General features: G+C 61.5%; 1 protein-coding gene. It reads left to right on the forward strand.

All coding sequences use genetic code 11. The annotated features are described in order from the left end of the window. On the forward strand, positions 1-1,182 hold a 1,182-nt coding region (gene tuf / locus G3N61_RS39145), incomplete at its 5' end, for an elongation factor Tu (protein WP_027805213.1).

Genomic DNA, 1,182 nt, shown 5'->3' on the forward strand with positions numbered 1-1,182 from the left:
GGTAAATTCGAGCGGACCAAGCCGCACGTGAACGTTGGTACGATTGGTCACGTTGACCACGGCAAGACGACGCTGACGGCAGCGATCACGACGGTTCTGACGAAGAAGTTCGGCGGCGAAGCGAAGGCATACGACCAGATCGACGCGGCACCGGAAGAAAAGGCGCGCGGCATCACGATCAACACGGCACACGTCGAGTACGAAACGGCTAACCGCCACTACGCACACGTCGACTGCCCGGGCCACGCTGACTATGTGAAGAACATGATCACGGGCGCAGCGCAGATGGACGGCGCGATCCTGGTTTGCTCGGCAGCTGACGGCCCGATGCCGCAGACGCGTGAGCACATCCTGCTGGCACGTCAGGTTGGCGTTCCGTACATCATCGTGTTCCTGAACAAGTGCGACATGGTGGACGACGCTGAACTGCTCGAGCTGGTCGAGATGGAAGTTCGCGAACTCCTGTCGAAGTACGACTTCCCGGGCGACGACACGCCGATCGTGAAGGGTTCGGCAAAGCTGGCGCTGGAAGGCGACACGGGCGAGCTGGGCGAAGTGGCGATCATGAGCCTGGCCGACGCGCTGGACACGTACATCCCGACGCCGGAGCGTGCAGTTGACGGCGCGTTCCTGATGCCGGTGGAAGACGTGTTCTCGATCTCGGGCCGTGGTACGGTTGTGACGGGTCGCGTTGAGCGCGGCATCGTGAAGGTCGGCGAAGAAATCGAAATCGTGGGTATCAAGCCGACGGTGAAGACGACCTGCACGGGCGTTGAAATGTTCCGCAAGCTGCTGGACCAAGGTCAAGCAGGCGACAACGTTGGTATCCTGCTGCGCGGCACGAAGCGTGAAGACGTGGAGCGTGGCCAGGTTCTGGCGAAGCCGGGTTCGATCACGCCGCACACGCACTTCACGGCTGAAGTGTACGTGCTGAGCAAGGACGAAGGCGGCCGTCACACGCCGTTCTTCAACAACTACCGTCCGCAGTTCTACTTCCGTACGACGGACGTGACGGGCTCGATCGAGCTGCCGAAGGACAAGGAAATGGTGATGCCGGGCGACAACGTGTCGATCACGGTGAAGCTGATCGCTCCGATCGCGATGGAAGAAGGTCTGCGCTTCGCAATCCGCGAAGGCGGCCGTACGGTCGGCGCCGGCGTCGTCGCCAAGATCATCGAGTAA

Origin of the sequence: Burkholderia sp. Ac-20349, assembly GCF_017104865.1 — a bacterium.
In the GTDB taxonomy this organism is placed as follows: domain Bacteria; phylum Pseudomonadota; class Gammaproteobacteria; order Burkholderiales; family Burkholderiaceae; genus Burkholderia; species Burkholderia aenigmatica.